This window comes from Bacillus sp. GbtcB14 (genome assembly GCF_019091205.1).
Lineage (GTDB): Bacteria > Bacillota > Bacilli > Bacillales > Bacillaceae_G > Bacillus_A > Bacillus_A cereus_AG.
Genome location: NZ_JAGXJT010000007.1, coordinates 170,746 through 186,489, shown reverse-complemented (window position 1 = coordinate 186,489; position 15,744 = coordinate 170,746). Strand labels below are relative to the sequence as shown.

The window sequence follows — 15,744 nt, the reverse complement described above, 5'->3', positions numbered from 1 at the left end:
AAAGACGTGGACAAGCTTCTAAATTTAGCTACATCGCATATATATTAGAAGGTGCCACGTCTTTTATCATGAATCTACATTGTATATGTAGACAAGCATGCGTTTCAAATTTTCATGTTAAAAAGAAATATGTTTTGGAATTTCCCCTTCAGGTACTTCTCCATCCATACTTAAGTAATAATGACGAATCGGATGTAAATCATCGTCTAATTCATAAACAAGTGGTATGCTCGTTGGAATATTTAATGAAACAACACCATCGCTTGAAAGGTTATCTAAGTATTTCACTAGCGAACGAATCGTATTACCATGCGATGAAATAATTACCTTTTCACCATTTTTTAATGATGGCGCAATTTCTGAATGCCAATAATCAAGTACTCTTTTCTCCGTATCCACTAAACATTCTGTCAATGGAAACTCACCTTTTTTAAGTGCTTTATATCTAGGGTCATTCATTTCATATCTAGGATCATCCTCAGTAAGAGCAGGTGGTCTTACATCAATACTTCTTCTCCAAATATGAACTTGCTCCTCACCATATTTTTTCGCAGTTTCATCTTTATTCAATCCTTGTAGTGCTCCGTAATGTCTTTCGTTTAATTTCCACGATTTATGTATAGGCACCCAAGTAAGATCCATTTCATGTAGGACTATCCATAAAGTCCGAATTGCTCGTTTTAATACAGATGTATAAGCAACATCAAAAGTATATCCGTTTTCCTTTAATATTGCTCCTGCTTCTCTCGCTTCACTTAGTCCATTCTCTGATAAATCTACATCTGTCCAACCAGTAAAGCGATTTTCAAGATTCCATAAACTTTGTCCGTGACGAATAAGTACAAGTTTTATCATAATAATTCCCCTCTCGGAAATGTGAATTTTATTGTTCCATTGCGTACACGTATAAAGTATCTAGTAATGTATCTTTTTATCCATTCACTCTACGATCAATCCATAGTTGCCATATGTACGGATAAAATTTTATCTTTTTCAAACTATAAAGAAAGGCCTATTTCTCATTATTTTGGATCAACTGGAATTTCTCTTTTCGATATCCATGCATCATGACCTGAACGGCTATTTGCCATTTCATTCATAACTTGATGCCAATTTTCTTCGCACGATTCACCAAATTTTGAAAAAATGGTACCCATTTGTTGTCTTTGTACATCGCTCAGTTTTTTCTCTAAATCGGCACCTTTTTCTGTTAATGATAACTGTTTCACACGACGGTCATGTGTAGCTTCATTACTCTCAATTAAACCCTTTTCCACAAGTTGTCGTAGTGGTCCGTGTAGAGCTTGTTTACTTATTTCTAGCAGTGATAATAACTCATTTACACTTATCCCTGGAAAACGTGCGATAAAAAATAAAATTCGGTGATGTACTCGTTGTATGCCATATTCTTTTATAATTTCATCTGGCTTTTCAGTAAATGTTTTATATGCAAAGTAAAATAATGCTAATGCTTCATTCATCTGTTCTTCTTTATGTTGTGTCATCTACTTTCCCCCTGTATGTAAATTATACCACAATCCAGTAATCAATATTTTAATGAACGCATTGGAACTTCTTTAGTCTATTGAAACATTCATTGCATAATTAGGAGATGATTCATTTGAAAAAACAATATACTGTAAGTACATATTTATTGGATAGACTACACGAATTAGGAATTGAACATATATTTGGGGTTCCTGGTGATTATAATCTGGCCTTTTTAGATGATGTCGTAGCACATGAAAATTTAAAGTGGATTGGCAATTGTAATGAATTAAATGCTGCATATGCTGCAGATGGGTACGCTCGCATAAAAGGAATCGCTGCTCTTATTACTACTTTCGGTGTCGGAGAATTAAGCGCCATTAACGGTGTTGCTGGGTCATACGCAGAAAACGTATCAGTTATAAAAATCACGGGGACACCACCAACAACAGTAATGGAAAATGGAGCACTCGTTCATCATACGTTAGGTGATGGAAAGTTCGATCACTTTTCCAATATGTATCGAGAAATTACAGTAGCACAAACAAATTTAACTCCTGAGCATGCCGCTGAGGAAATTGACCGTGTACTCCGTGCATGTTGGAATGAAAAACGTCCAGTTCATATTAATTTACCGATCGATGTATATAATAAACCAATTAATAAACCTACGGAACCAATCTTAAATCATCCAATAGTAAGTAATAAAGACGCATTAGATAAAATGCTTCTACATGCAACTTCAAAAATTAATAGTGCCAAAAAACCTGTTATTTTAGCTGATTTTGAGGTGGATCGTTTTCATATGGAAGAATATTTGTATCAATTCGTAGAAAAAACAGGGTTTCCTATCGCAACGTTAAGTATGGGAAAAGGAATATTCTCTGAAAAACACCCTCAATTTATAGGCGTTTATACTGGTGATGTAAGTTCTCCGTACTTGCGAAAAAGAATTGATGCATCTGATTGTATTATTAGTATTGGTGTGAAGTTAACTGATACTATTACAGGCGGCTTCACACAAGGTTTTACGAAAGAGCAAGTTATAGAAATCCATCCCTATACTGTGAAAATTATAGATAAAACATATGGACCAGTTGTAATGAAAAATGTTTTAGAACAATTAAGTGATTTAATCGAACATCGCATAGAGGACACACTTGAAATTAAGCCCTTTATTTCAGAATCACTATCTATGACAGAAGAGTTCAATCCAAAAGCTCAAATGGTTACACAAAAACGTTTTTGGCAACAAATATACCATTTCTTACAAGAAAACGATGTTTTAATTGCAGAGCAAGGAACACCTTTCTTTGGTAGTTCCGCTATCCCTTTACCTAACAACACTACATATGTAGCGCAACCATTATGGGGATCGATCGGCTATACATTACCTGCTCTACTCGGTACACAGCTTGCTGATTTATCGAGGCGGAACATTTTAATTATTGGTGATGGTTCTTTCCAATTCACTGTTCAAGAGTTATCGACTATACTACGTCAAAATTTAAAACCGATTATATTTTTAATCAATAACAATGGATATACTGTTGAACGTGCAATTCACGGCCAAAACGAACCGTATAATGACATACAAATGTGGGATTACACGAAACTAGCGAACGTATTCGGATCGAAAGAAAAAAGTCTAACATGTAAAGTGGAAAATGAAACAGAGTTAGCAGAAGTCTTAACGAAAGTAACTTTTAATAAGGATCAGCTTATCTTTGTTGAAGTTGTAATGAGCCAAGGGGATCAGCCCGAATTGTTAGCTAAACTGGGCAAAAGATTCGGCCAGCAAAATTCTTAATATAAAAAGCATAACCTAATTATACAATTGATAGTGTAACACTTGTTTTGAGAATAGTTTTGACACTCAAAATACATAAGGAATAGGATGGAAAGCGCCATCCTTTTCCTTATGTATACTATTTTAAGAACCTTCTTCGACTAATACCCCTTGTGACAAGTCAAAATTCTTAATCCATCTTTAACTTTATAGCTTTTGTAGCAATAAAGGTTTTAATATGCTTATCTAATATCCTTGTTCCACCAAAATCATCCTCATAAAAGCCTGTTATAACAAAACCAGCTTCAATTTGGCCTTGAATTTGGTCTTCTAGAGTATGCGCATATTCTATTGTTTGATTCGAATTGATGTAATCTTGAACTTCATCCTTTGGTAAATAATCCAATGTTGATGAAGGAATTGAATGTTTAACATCAAGAATACCTTTTTGTTCTTGGTTATCATCAAAAATCCATAGTAACGGATTTGTAAATCCAGAAATAAGAATGCCTTTATTCTTTAAAACCCTGGAAACTTCATTCCATACAAGATGAATATCTTTTACAAACAAATTAGAAACAGGATTTACAACAATATCAAAATATTCCTCCTCAAAATCACTCAGGTCTGACATATCTCTTTGTACTGTTTTTAAAGTTAAACCATCCCGCTGTGCTACCTTTTCATCTTGTTCCAATTGCTTCTTAGATATATCAGTAACTGTTACATCTGCTCCAGCAGCAGCTAGAACCGGTGCTTGTTGTCCTCCACCTGATGTTAAGCAAAGTATCTTTAATCCATCTAATGACTTTGGAAACCAATCTCTAGGAACTACTTTTTCCGTAGTCACTGTAATCTCCCATTCGCCTGATTTACTTTTTTCAATAACCTCACTACTTACAGGCTTCGTGTATCTAGACCCTTCTTCAACCTTCTTATCCCATGCATTACTGTTTTGTTGTGTCGTATCCATTATGATTATTCCTCCTAAAGATATAGTTGCAATTTAATTGTAAGATTATTAGCTATGTATACATTCCCTTTTTCTATTAACCTACCAGATAGTAAATACATAGTTGTCTATATTTATTTTAACAAATAAACAAGTGAAACTGTTTAAAAATTCTAAACAAACGAGAAATTCGATAACTATTCAATTCATTTAGAATAAACGATATTAATTAACAATCTCCAAAATGACATGCCAATAAAAAAGGCGTCCAAACCTGTTGAAAGTTGGAACGCCTTCTTTATTAGTATTTAATTTTTCAAGCTCTTAACTGCATCCATTAAGCAAATAAGCTACACTTTTTCTTTTTTATTCAGCAAGCGTTAACTGCCAAGACACACCATACTTATCATTTAACCAGCCAAATTTTTTACTAAATGGATAGGCACCTAGAGGCATAAGAATTGCTCCATCCTGCGCTAGTTTATGAAAGACCGTTTCAATTTCTTCTTCCGTCTCGCAGGTTACATAAAGAGACATAGCTGGAGTAAATGTAAAATCATGCTTTACATAACTATCGATACACATAAACTCTTGGCCATTTAACGTAAAAGTCGCATGAATGACAGAGCCCTCTTTACCAGGTCCATTTTCATCATAGCGAGAAATACTTACAATTTCCGATTGATCAAATAGCGACGTATAAAAATTCATCGCTTCCTCAGCTTTGCCTTCAAACATTAAAAACGTAGTAATTTTTTGATTTGTGTTACTCATATGAAGACAGCCCCTTGTTATATATTTATGTAAAACATAAGTCGGCAAAAAACCGAACGTACATTCCTACAAGTGTATTGTCTATAAAAACGATGAGTTTGTCAATTATCTACTTTCTTATTTCTTCTTAAATAATGCTGTCCAAAGAAATGATTCTCCAAACATTTCATTCGGTTGTTTTATTTGTTTCATCCTTCTAATCTCAATTACCTCAAATTCTTTAAATATCTCTCTTAACTTTTCTTCCGAGTATGCAAGACCACCTTGTAGACTCCATCCTCTATATACGTCCCAATCTGTTATTTCTGATCCATTTCGCTCATCTAAATCGCCTGCTGCAAAACATGTTAATCCGAAATAACCACCCGATTTTAATGAGTTTTTAATTAAATCCACATAATTTATTCTTCTATGCGGTGGAATGTGATGCAAACAGCCCGAATCGTATACAAAATCAAATTCGTTTTGAACCTCTAAATTAAAAATCGAATCACAAATAAAATCAATTTCTATTCCTTTTGCTAAAGCCCTCTCTTTCGCCCAATTAATGCCCTCTATAGATAAATCCACTGCGGTTACATCAAACCCTTCAGTCGCTAAATAAATACCATTTCTTCCTGGACCACATCCAAGCTCCAGCACTTTCCCTTTGGAAACCCATCCTGTTTCTATATATGAAACTAGATTTTCATCTGGAACATTTTCAAAAAACGGAACATCTTTTTCTCTATTCGCATAAAATTCATTCCAAAATGGTTCTGCAGATCTTAATAATGAATCAAGCATTTTAATAATATCTTCTTGCGTGTGCAACGTTTCATTTTTCATTTGTAGCCCTCCAAATTCTAATAGTCAGAAAATTATTATATATCTTTTTGAACTTTCAAACAAACAAAGAAAGAACTCCTACATTCAATAGGAGTTCTTTCTTTAAAATCCAAGTATAGCTAACCAGTTTAACAACTTCTCTTCTCGCGCCTTTAAATCATCGTTCCTAAGCTTACCTAACTGTATTTCACTAACAATTTCTCCGTCCGCCATAAAAAGAACTCTTTCTGTTTTCGCTGCTACTTTTACATCATGAGTCACTAACATAATAGTCGTTCCATCACGATTAATATTTAATAATATTTGCATTACCTCTACTGTTGATTTTAAATTTAGAGCACCAGTTGGCTCATCAGCAAAAATAACATTTGGATTATTGATGAGTGCTCTACAAATAGAAACTCTTTGTAATTGCCCTCCAGATGCTTCGGTTATATAATGGGATGCTATATCACTTATCCCCATTTTCCCCATGAGCTCCAGAGCACGTTTATTTACTATTTTCTTACTCTCACATTTCGCTAAATATGCTGACAAGATGATATTATCAAATAGATTCAAGTTTCTAAGAAGGTTGCTCTGTTGAAAAATAAATCCTATTTCAGTAAGGCGCAATTTGGCTAACACTTCTTCTTTCATGCATGATATTTCTTTATTATCAACTTTCACACTTCCTGATGACATTTGATCCATTCCACTAATATTATATAGTAACGTTGATTTCCCAGAACCAGAAGGGCCCATGACCGATACAAATTCTCCTTCATAAATCTCTAAATCTATATTTTTTAGCACGTGATAATTTGCGTTTCCATCTATTGAATATGTTTTGTTTAACTGCTTTACTTCTAAAATTTTTTTCACGTTACAACCCCTACTCTCCATTTCGTTTTAATTCGTTTGTTTGTTTCATAGTAAAACTACTGAAAAGTGTTGTTGCAGTCACAGATATAAATAAAATAGCTGGACATATTATATAAGAAATGATAGGGTTTACGACAAACTTTATATGAGCCGCTCCCATAAATGAGCCTAACCGACTTACTAACATTTCACCAAACGTAGCAGCTAGTAATGTCCCTGTTACAATGCCTATTAATACAATGACAATAGAACGAGTTATATACTGTATACGAATATCTTTGTAAGAAAAGCCTATACTTTTCATAATTAATATTTGCGAAGAGTCTTTTGCCAATAACATTTTAAAAAACATTGCAGTAATTAAAACTGATATCAATATTGCAATTAAAATTGCCACTTGAGTCACGAATCTTAATTGTTTAATTGTCTCTCCTAAAGTTTGCGTTAAATAATCATCTGTATCTGTTATTTTTGCAGAACTAAAATTATGTTTATACTCCTTCACTTTTTCTTGTAAATTCACAGTAGGCTTTATATCTACATTTACTACATACCATAATATATTTTCGCTATTATAAGGGAAGCTGGCTTTAGCTGTTTTCCCGCCATTTGTTACATCTTGATATATCCCACTAATCGTTAGTACCCTTTCTTTTCCTTCTACAAATAAAACGATTTCATCCCCTACATTCTTTTTTAATTCATTTGCGTTCATATAAGAAAAGGCAATTTCATTTTCATTTTTTGGTGCCATACCTTGCATATAGTCTACTGGAAATTGAGTGAAGTCTCCCACTTCCACATTTAAGTTTTCATGTGTACCATCAGCGTTCACCATTTTAAATGTACTCGTTACAAATGCTGCATATTTTTCTACTTCATCATCATTTCGTAAATATGAAATTACATCCTTAAATCGTTTCTCTATATTTTCAGTTTGCTGTAAATCTATTCGAATATCACTTTTCCCCGTTCCCATATAATTAACAAACTTCGGCGACTGAATCGTATACAAAAAGTTAACAGGTACAACAATCATGAACACTGCTATGATTAAAACGATACTTAATACGCGATATAACTTAAATCGTTTTACTACATCTTGTATACCAATAAATATATTTACATTTGTAATCTTAGTTTGAGAGAGAGAAAAAGAACTTTTTACCTTCCTCTTTCCTAGATTATCTCTTGATCGTAAAGCATCTATTGCTGTAATTCTCCTGAAATTCCGCAAAATAATACGACAGAAAAGGATAACGGCTAGAAATAACAAAGTTGTGACTATTAATGGCACAGAAAAATGTAAAATACTTGTTTCTGCTATCCCCATATAAAGTGAGATATTAGAGGTAAATATTTTTGTAACAAATAATGAAAGTATATATCCACATATACATCCGCTAGCAGCAATAACAACATATTTTGTTACATATAATTTTTGAATCTCTTTACTTGTAATACCGATAGCTTTCATAACACCTATCTCCCGATAATCTTCTTCCATTGAAGTCATAATCGTAAATCTAATACATAAAATTGCGATTAACATTAATAATGCACTTATTATAATGAGCACAGCAGCTATTATTCCATCTGTTAATGAATTGAGTGTTTTAAAGAGTGAATACGTAATAGAGGGGCCTTTTTGAGGTAAGTTCGATGATTCGTATAGATGTTCAAATTCATTTATTTTATTTACATCTGTTAGCTGAAATTCAATAAGATATTCACTTTCTCCAAAATTCCCCTTTATTCTTTCGAAGTCTTCATCACTTATTACAAATCGTTTTGAACTAACGATTGATGGGTTCATTTGAACATCACGAACAAATGACGAAATAGTCAATTCTAGTTCATTATTATTTTTAACAACCCATATTTTATCTCCAATACGCAAATTATATTTTTGCATATAATAAATGGGTACACCTATTTCCCCTTTCCTGACATCGACCACTTCATTATTTAGATTTAATAAAAGATCAAACTTACTATTTTGTTTAACGAAGCTAATGTCCATTACACTATTATGTTCCGCTTCACTTTTCTTCTTTATAAAAATGTTAGACCCGCCAATTTGAATCATCTCAGCCGTTTGCTGTTTTTTTACAAAAGGGGTTTTCGCTACAAATAAATCGATTGATTGTTGATTTATTTCTCCGGCATGCATTTGTACGAAGTGCGGCGCGTTTGATACTTTAAACAATCGATCCATCGAGTTCAATAGATTTATAACATTACTTGAAGCACTAGCCATTAAAAGACTTGATAACATGATAAACATAAATAAAATGGTAATTATCATTTTATTTTGAGAGAAATCTCTTTTTAACATTCTTCTAATCATATGAAGCTAGTTCCCTTCATTCCATAGTATCTTCTTCGTCACTATCGCTATTATTATCATTATGAAACTAATAGCTAATATAGGTAAATAAATGTTCATATTGAATTTTTCAAACATAAAACCATAAATAACTTGCCCAATCGGTGCCATACATTGAGATACCGCTGTTATAATTGCCATTACTTTTCCTAGATTTTCATTTGGTGTTTTCTTTTGGACTACAGTAATTACATAGATGGATACAATTGTCATGATCATTGCAATTAGAATAGAAGAAAGTATAAAGAGGATAAATGGTGGGTAGTGTCCTAAATTAAGAATAAATGGTGTGACTGATAACGCTACTGGTATTACTAATAGAGCTATAATAAACATCCAATAATATAATGTTTTCATCTGTAAATTTTTAGCAAAGAAACCGATTGACAATGCACCTAGTATGGTTGCAAAATCAATTAACCCCATTCCAATTCCATACATCGTATTGCTACTCTGCATAGTTACTCGTAAAATAATAGGTCCTCCAACAACAAATAACGGTGTCAAAATCAAGTTTAGTAAAGCTGCAAGTAACATAGCCTTCAAAATAAATGGCTGTTTTAAAACATATATAAACCCTTCTTTCATATCCTTTACAATTGTCGGTATGATATGGCTTTCTTGCGCTCTTTTTATAAAAGGTATTGTAATAAACATTTCTAAAATCGCAGATAAAAAGAAAGCGAAGCAACTTATTATTACGAGCATTTTCAAACCAATTATGCCGTACAATATTCCACCTAATACAGGCGCAACTATATTAGATAGTGCTTGCACACCATTTACGATACCGTTCGATTGTTCTAACTTTTTCTCTGGAACTAATTGAGGAATACTCGCCATTACAACTGGTGAGTACATTGCACTAATAACTGCTAGTAAAAACATAATTGTTCCAATCAATAGAATAGATACCGATCCAGTAAATAATAAAACTATAAAGCTTAATACAATCGTAGCGTTGATAAAATCAAAAATGACCATTAAGTTACGGCGATTGAAACGATCTGCTATCGCTCCGCCAAGAGGAGCTAGCAAAAACGGAATACTCGTTACCGCATATAATCCTGCGAATATATCGGCACGGCCTGTTATATCTAGCACATATAATGACAGAGCAAAACGTAAAAGTGTTGAACCCAAAATAGTAATAATTTGCCCACTCACCATTAAGTGAAAATCTTTCATAGAAGATTTTATACTTGCTGGCATCCTTATCACACCCTTCATTCAAATTCAGACCGACTGTCGGTCTATAATAAACAAACAGAAAACCATTATTTCTGTTTCAGTAAAACCTCAATCATATAATCAAAGGACCCTTCTTTCGCTCCAACAGATGCTTCCATCATTTTAATATAAGCTTTCGCTCTCCTCATCATTTTTTCCGGTTTCCACTGAAATAGCCCCTCATCAAATATAACTTGCGCGGAGGAAATTAATAGTTCAATTGTTTCCTGTGGGTATAGAGTAGAGAATATCCCTTCCTCAATTCCTTGCTCTAAAATTTCAGCTAATACTGGAGATAAATGTATAATGGATTGTACTAAACTTTTTTGATGCATTTCTGCATTATTTGGTTGATGAAATTGCTCAATCATTTTATCTTTTACATTCCCTGATTTTGGCGATTGCTCCATCAAAACTCGAAATAACTTTTCTAATACTGGTATATTGGGGTTAGAAACGATTACTTTCGCTTTAGCAACATCTTCTTTAATAATCCTCATAATAATTTCATCCATTACTTCCTCTTTCGACTTAAAATAATGATAAAATGTCCCCTTTGCTATCCCTATCTCTTTTAAAATGTCATTTACTGTTGTTTTCGTATAACCTTTCGTAATAAATAAGCGTTCAGCAGTTTCTAAAATTTCCTTTCGTCTCTCCTCATACTCCTTTACAATTCGCATTCAAGTTCTCCTTCCCATCAGACCGACTGTCGGTCTATTTAAATTATATGTTTCGTTCGTAAAAAGTTTCCTATTATCGTATATATACAACACCCTACTTTCTATTTCCTTTATGAATTTTTAAAATTATTATTAATACGGTGAATGAAATTTTAAGAATTACTATATAGCATGCCCCTTGTACTTGTATCGACTTCGTTGTATAAAAAAAGAGCCGCAGTACTTTGCGACTCTTTTAGAATAATAACTATTTAACGGCCACGTCTTTGCTGACCTTGCTTTGTACTACCTTGTTTATTACTTGGCTTATTGAATGATCGATTGTTATCATTTCTTGAACTATTTCTTGAACTATTTCTTGAACTATTTCTTGAACTATTTCTTGAATCACTTCTTGAGCTATTTCTCGAATCACGTCTTGATTCACTTCTTGAACCTTCACGGCTATCTCTTTGACGATATTGATCTGATTTTTTCGGAGCAGGCTTTGGTACCGGTTTTCCATTTTCATCTACACGTTTTATCTTCGGTTGTTCGATTATTTGTCTTTGGATTGGTGCACCAAGCGTTTTTTCAATTTCTTCTAGATGTTTTTCATCTTTCGCTGCAACGAATGTAATTGCAAGACCTGATCCACCTGCACGTCCTGTTCGGCCAATGCGGTGAATATAACTTTCTACATCTTCAGGGATATCAAAGTTAAATACGTGCGTTACACCATCTACATCAAGTCCACGAGCTGCTACATCAGTCGCAATTAAGTACTGAATTTTAGCTTCGCGGAAACTCTTCATAACTCTTTCACGTTTCGCTTGAGGTATATCACCATGAAGTTCAGCACAATTATAACCTCGTCCTTTTAAATCATCATACAGCTTACTTGCTCTAACCTTTGTACGACAGAAAATAACTGCTAAAAATGGCTGATCACGATCCATAACAAAACGAAGTGCATCTGGCTTTGCACGATCTGTCGTCTCAATGACACGCTGCTCAATTGTATCTACCGTTACTTCTTCACTTTGTACTTGAACCATTTGCGGCTCATCCATATAACGCTTCGCCAATTTTTTAATATCTTTTGGCATCGTTGCTGAGAATAACATCGTTTGTTTACTACCAGGTGTCTCATCTAAAATATCTTCAATATCATATAAGAAACCGAAATAAAGCATTTGATCCGCTTCATCTAGTACAATCGTTGAAAGATTACTTAAATCAATTGTTTCACGTCGTATGTGATCTAATAATCGTCCTGGTGTTGCTACAACAATATGTGTATTACCTTTTAACTTTCTCAATTGTTGTGCTACATCTTGCCCGCCATAAATCGCTAGTACATTAATATCTTCTCTTTGAACAAGCATTTTTTTAATTTCAGTTGTAATTTGCAGTGCTAGTTCCCTTGTTGGTGCAACAATTAAAGCCTGAACATCACTACACTCTGGATCGATTTTTTCTAAAATCGGTAACACGAATGCTAACGTTTTACCCGTTCCTGTTTTCGCCTGCCCAATAATATCTTTACCTGACATAATAACAGGAATTGCCTTCTCTTGAATTGGTGTTGCTTCTGTAATTCCATTTTCACGTAATGTATGATTAAAAGTTTCACTAATTCCTAATTCTAAAAAGTTTTTCAAATAGACCACTTCTTTTCCTTATTTTTCACATTAGCTTTCATTGTACCATTTGTTTCGCCAAATATGAAAAATAAAAAAATTCTTATCTTCTTTTTTTATATTCATCGTGTACTAGATGAACAAATTCTTTTTGTTTTTCCTCAGATTTTATTAATTCTTCCATATTAATAGAAGACAAAATGAATTTCTTAATTTTTCTATTACTCCAAATTAAACTTGTATACTTTGTATCTTCATGTAAATTTCGAAACCACTCAAATTCACTTAATTTTGCGATATGATGTTTTAATTTCATGTCATTTCGAGGATAAAAGGTAATTATGGCCATTATTACATCAAACAATAAACTCATCTTCTCCCCTCCTATACATATATATTTCAATGTTACGGAAATATAGTTACAGGGTGATAAAATTGACTACTACATTCATAAAGACTTTTTGCATATTTTTCTTACTATATTTTCAATCCACCACAATTATAATGGCGAAATCTCAAACAGATGTAATCAGTGAATTCAAACATGCTTTACTCAAAAATGATAAAAAATTAATGCAGTCATATGTAACAGAAGGAGTTGAACTACCTGCTTTCCAAAAGGAAAAACCTATTCATGAAATTAAAATCATACCATCTCCTAAAGAAGATACTACAATTCTTCTTTCTTATTTCAAAGGCACTAATGATGAATTTATTATCGGTTTCATTTTAGAAATAGTAACAAAAAACAATAAAATATCTCGCATTAATCAAATTTATAATGGAACCAATCCACTTATGAAAGAAGCTACTATCGTAAAAGAATATGAAATGAAGTGTAAGGAACATATACTTACTCCTACAAAATTCCCGTTCGAAATTCACGAATTTCAAGGGTACATCTATAACGATTACTTAGACCTCCAATACTACAATGAAGATATTAATGGGATTTTTAAAATCACTGTTTCACCAGTTCAAAACAAATTAGGCTACTATGTACATAGGGGCGCTACGTTCTACAGTTTAAAAAATAATATAAAAGCATTATATAATCCTCATTTTGATTTAGCATATGAACTTATCTTTCAGAAGAATGGTTTTCAATATACAATTGCAATTGGTAACAAACTATACATAAAAAGAAAATACAATGTTACTGATTTGATAAGAATTGCGGAATCTATGAATTAAAAACCCGATCTTTTTGATATAAGAAAGATCGGGTTTTTATTATTTTATATAACGAGTGTTCCTCCTAAAAATGGGATAACACAAGTAAAAAAATTTTAAATAGTATTCTTAATCAGCATTTTTATCTTTCTTATCACTGTTATCATTTTTATATGAATACGACAATAAAATAATAACAATTAACCAAAAGACTGAGTTTTGTATCCATTCCGATACTACAGGGATTTGGAACGTTATAAATCCTAGTATAAGGCTAAATACAATAATAACCAATTTATGCATATAATTCCCCTTTTAATCTAATTGTATTTTAAAAATGATAGGAGAACAATAGACACTACTTCAATACTATTTTTAAACATCTATTTTATTTTTGAAGTGACTTTATTATTCGTGAACAAATATAAATTTTTATACAGTAAGTTTTCCTCCATGATAGCAATAATACTTTACGGCTTTAAGATTTTTAATCCTCTTTAAAGACTCTTCCGCTTTTTCAATATCTAAACAAAAATTCGGATTAGCTATTGCTAACTCACGATTCTCTTGAACCGCTGCATCTCCCGTAATTACACAGTTTAAATTCGGAAAATATAATGAAATATGCCCCGAAGTATGTCCTGGCGTTGCTATTATTTTACATTCATCATTCAAAAGCATTTGGCCATTATATACTTTTTCATCGACAGAAATATGTCTTATATTTTTTAATTGTTGTATAAACCACTCACCAAATTCTTTCTCTTCAACTGGCATAAGTTGTAACATGTCTTCAGCTTGAACTAATCTCTCTGATTTTATATCACCATTAATGTAGTTAGATTCAATTTCACTAGCAATAATATTAACGTGAGGATATTTCACTTTGAAATCATATAAAGATCCTATATGATCGTCATCATAATGGGTAATAATTATATTTTTTAAGTTTTTCATCTCATATCCATGTTTTAATATTGCATTTTCAATTAAAGGTAAAAAACTTGGATATCCTGTATCGACTAACGTTAATTCATTATGTAATATAATTAAACTTGGATAAATACATTGTCTTGCCCCGTTAAATTCGAATTCAATTGGTAGTTCTATTATTTTCATTTTTCTTCCCCCATACCCGTTATTCAATTTTTAATAATAAATACATCATCCACATATATTTTACTGTACATACTTATGTAACAAAACAATGTGAGTCATTACATAACCAACATTCTATTATTTTGAACAGGTAATTCCCTATTTTTATGGAATATACAATAAGAAAAACAATAAAATTGATTATTTCCCTACTTCTTTGTCTATCCTTTTAAAAAATCGATGTTTTTGTAAAAGGAGTGTTTATATGGAGAAACAGACACTTTGGAAAAAGTTCAAAAAAAGCTCTGTAAACCTCGGTAAATCCAGCGTATATGAAAGTATTATTTTATTCTACACAATGAAAAAGAAAGAATTACCTACTAAAGCGAAATTCATAATATTAGCCGCTTTATCTTATTACGTATTAACAATTGATTTCATTCCAGATATAGCTGCTATTATTGGGATCGGCTTATTAGATGATGTTTTAGCAATTGCTATAGCGCATAAATATGTGATGCGCCATGCGGATGCTGAAATTCGAGAGAAGAGCAAAGTAAAAATGGAGTCATTATTTACTTCAGCACAAGCATAATTAAACTATTTAGTCATTTACCTAGCTTTTTACTTTCAAAAAAGCTAACTTTAATTATTGATAGTTCTATTTAACCTTCACCATGAGATCATTACAGAATACATTCTTAATTTTTCTTAGCTCTCGAGCCGTAAACAAATAGGGTGCCAGTACTTGTTCCTAAGTTCTGACACCCTATTATTTGTTCTTATATTTATCTGTTATACAATTCATTCAGGAAAGATTCCAATAGAGACATTCTTAAATAAAGAAAGACCAT

At 32.5% G+C, this 15,744-nt stretch carries 16 protein-coding genes; 3 read left to right on the top strand and 13 right to left on the bottom strand.

Going from position 1 to position 15,744, the window contains the following annotated elements:
• Nucleotides 1-117: 117 nt before the first annotated feature.
• Both gpmA and KVT31_RS21270 read right to left on the bottom strand, forming a co-directional pair.
• The gene (gene gpmA / locus KVT31_RS21275; RefSeq protein WP_098342468.1) at nt 118-855 is read right to left on the bottom strand and encodes a 2,3-diphosphoglycerate-dependent phosphoglycerate mutase; all 738 of its coding nucleotides are present in this window, start codon (nt 853-855) and stop codon (nt 118-120) included.
• A gap of 167 nt (nt 856-1,022) precedes the next feature.
• Nucleotides 1,023-1,505 (bottom strand): MarR family winged helix-turn-helix transcriptional regulator, encoded by a 483-nt coding sequence (locus tag KVT31_RS21270; RefSeq protein WP_098342469.1) that lies wholly within the window; start codon nt 1,503-1,505, stop codon nt 1,023-1,025.
• Nucleotides 1,506-1,612: 107 nt separating this feature from the next.
• Here KVT31_RS21270 and KVT31_RS21265 point away from each other — a divergent pair, with 107 nt between their 5' ends.
• A complete protein-coding gene (locus tag KVT31_RS21265; protein ID WP_217613635.1) occupies nt 1,613-3,298 on the top strand; it encodes an alpha-keto acid decarboxylase family protein in 1,686 nt (561 codons plus the stop codon).
• A 169-nt stretch (nt 3,299-3,467) separates the two neighbouring features.
• On the opposite strand, the gene KVT31_RS21260 is transcribed toward KVT31_RS21265, so the two are convergent.
• The 9 genes from KVT31_RS21260 to KVT31_RS21220 all read right to left on the bottom strand — a co-directional run bounded on the left by KVT31_RS21260 (nt 3,468) and on the right by KVT31_RS21220 (nt 12,992).
• The gene (locus KVT31_RS21260) at nt 3,468-4,250 is read right to left on the bottom strand and encodes a class I SAM-dependent methyltransferase (RefSeq protein ID WP_217613634.1); all 783 of its coding nucleotides are present in this window, start codon (nt 4,248-4,250) and stop codon (nt 3,468-3,470) included.
• A gap of 345 nt (nt 4,251-4,595) precedes the next feature.
• Nucleotides 4,596-5,003, bottom strand: coding sequence for a VOC family protein (locus tag KVT31_RS21255; RefSeq protein WP_098342472.1), 408 nt, complete (start codon nt 5,001-5,003; stop codon nt 4,596-4,598).
• Nucleotides 5,004-5,120: 117 nt separating this feature from the next.
• Nucleotides 5,121-5,831, bottom strand: coding sequence for a class I SAM-dependent methyltransferase (locus tag KVT31_RS21250; RefSeq protein ID WP_217613633.1), 711 nt, complete (start codon nt 5,829-5,831; stop codon nt 5,121-5,123).
• A gap of 102 nt (nt 5,832-5,933) precedes the next feature.
• Nucleotides 5,934-6,695 carry an ABC transporter ATP-binding protein gene (locus tag KVT31_RS21245; RefSeq protein ID WP_141532582.1) on the bottom strand — a complete coding sequence of 254 codons (762 nt, stop codon included), beginning with the start codon at nt 6,693-6,695 and terminating at the stop codon, nt 5,934-5,936.
• A 10-nt stretch (nt 6,696-6,705) separates the two neighbouring features.
• Nucleotides 6,706-9,045 carry an ABC transporter permease gene (locus tag KVT31_RS21240; protein WP_098342475.1) on the bottom strand — a complete coding sequence of 780 codons (2,340 nt, stop codon included), beginning with the start codon at nt 9,043-9,045 and terminating at the stop codon, nt 6,706-6,708.
• Between the two features lie 6 nt (nt 9,046-9,051).
• A complete protein-coding gene (locus KVT31_RS21235; protein WP_253601427.1) occupies nt 9,052-10,296 on the bottom strand; it encodes an MFS transporter in 1,245 nt (414 codons plus the stop codon).
• A 65-nt stretch (nt 10,297-10,361) separates the two neighbouring features.
• Complete coding sequence (locus KVT31_RS21230; protein ID WP_098342477.1) at nt 10,362-10,997, bottom strand: TetR/AcrR family transcriptional regulator; 636 nt, start codon at nt 10,995-10,997, stop codon at nt 10,362-10,364.
• Nucleotides 10,998-11,248: 251 nt separating this feature from the next.
• Entirely contained in the window at nt 11,249-12,649 is a 1,401-nt protein-coding gene (locus KVT31_RS21225; RefSeq protein ID WP_217613632.1) for a DEAD/DEAH box helicase, read from the bottom strand.
• 73 nt (nt 12,650-12,722) lie between these two features.
• Nucleotides 12,723-12,992, bottom strand: a complete 270-nt coding sequence (locus KVT31_RS21220) for a hypothetical protein (RefSeq protein ID WP_098342479.1) — start codon at nt 12,990-12,992, stop codon at nt 12,723-12,725.
• A gap of 29 nt (nt 12,993-13,021) precedes the next feature.
• Here KVT31_RS21220 and KVT31_RS21215 point away from each other — a divergent pair, with 29 nt between their 5' ends.
• Nucleotides 13,022-13,813, top strand: a complete 792-nt coding sequence (locus KVT31_RS21215) for a hypothetical protein (protein WP_098342480.1) — start codon at nt 13,022-13,024, stop codon at nt 13,811-13,813.
• 108 nt (nt 13,814-13,921) lie between these two features.
• On the opposite strand, the gene KVT31_RS21210 is transcribed toward KVT31_RS21215, so the two are convergent.
• Together KVT31_RS21210 and KVT31_RS21205 are read right to left on the bottom strand one after the other, a co-directional pair.
• On the bottom strand, nt 13,922-14,095 hold the full coding sequence (locus KVT31_RS21210) for a hypothetical protein (protein WP_217613631.1): 174 nt from the start codon (nt 14,093-14,095) through the stop codon (nt 13,922-13,924).
• A 129-nt stretch (nt 14,096-14,224) separates the two neighbouring features.
• On the bottom strand, nt 14,225-14,911 hold the full coding sequence (locus KVT31_RS21205) for an MBL fold metallo-hydrolase (protein ID WP_217613630.1): 687 nt from the start codon (nt 14,909-14,911) through the stop codon (nt 14,225-14,227).
• A gap of 244 nt (nt 14,912-15,155) precedes the next feature.
• On the opposite strand from KVT31_RS21205, the gene KVT31_RS21200 reads away from it, so the two are divergent.
• Complete coding sequence (locus KVT31_RS21200; protein ID WP_000415085.1) at nt 15,156-15,485, top strand: YkvA family protein; 330 nt, start codon at nt 15,156-15,158, stop codon at nt 15,483-15,485.
• Nucleotides 15,486-15,744: the final 259 nt, after the last annotated feature.